Raw genomic sequence first — 900 nt, 5'->3', positions numbered from 1 at the left:
GGTCTCTACGTGTCCGCTTCGGTCGGGGTTGCCGTGGGTGGCGAGGGCGGCAACGGAGGCAATGGTGGAAAGGTAACGGTTCGGGCTGATGGCAACCTGATTGCCGACACCGACGCAGCCGGTTCCGGCGGCATCGTTGCCCAGTCCATCGGCGGCGGCGGCGGCAATGGCGGCCGCGCTGCCACGATTTCGGGTGCAGCCAGCACGGGGGTCAGCGTTTCACTCGGTGTCACTGTTGGTGGCTGGGGTGGCGACGGTGGCAAGAGCGACCTCGTCATCGTCGACAGCGGCATGAATGGCGGCGGCAGCATCGTTACCAAAGGCGCCAACGCGATCGGCATCCTCGCGCAATCGGTGGCCGGTAGCGGCGGCAATGGCGGCGATTCCTGGGGAGCTGCAGGCGGCTTCGGGGTCAACGCCAGCATCAATGCGACAGTCACCATCGGTGGCGGCGGCGGCAAGGGCAACATCAGCGGCGATGTCGCCGTTCACAACGCCATGACGATCAAGACGGGTGGGGACATGAGCGCCGCGATCGTTGCCCAGTCGATCGGCGGCGGCGGCGGCAACGGCGGAGCGACCAATGGCGCGACGGCCGATCTCGGTACAGAAAACGGCGTCAACGTCGCCGTCAACGTTGGTGTCGGCGGGGCGGGTGGCACAGGCAACAAGTCCGGTGCCGTGGATGTTACGAATTCCGCCAATTTGACCACCGACGGCGACTATTCGTCCGGCATTGTTGCCCAATCGATCGGCGGCGGTGGCGGCATGGGCGGTGCGACAAACACGCAGGCCTTCCACGTCGGCGGCACCGCCGGCACGAGCGTTACCGCAAATGTCAGCATCGGCGGCAATGGCGGCGAAGGCAACGATGCCGCCTGTGCCGCGGACGCCGGTGGC

The 900-nt window shown here is 66.9% G+C and carries 1 pseudogene; it reads left to right on the top strand.

Annotation, left to right across the window (positions count from 1 at the left end):
- Positions 1-900 (top strand): annotated as a pseudogene (locus tag ENZ74_RS35775) (autotransporter outer membrane beta-barrel domain-containing protein); the annotation flags it as partial.

Source organism: Mesorhizobium sp. M7A.F.Ca.CA.002.15.2.1 (assembly GCF_003998715.1).
GTDB classification, from domain to species: Bacteria; Pseudomonadota; Alphaproteobacteria; order Rhizobiales; family Rhizobiaceae; genus Mesorhizobium; species Mesorhizobium ciceri.
The sequence above is the reverse complement of the archived record's forward strand: the minus strand, read 5'-3'. Positions and strand labels throughout refer to the sequence as shown.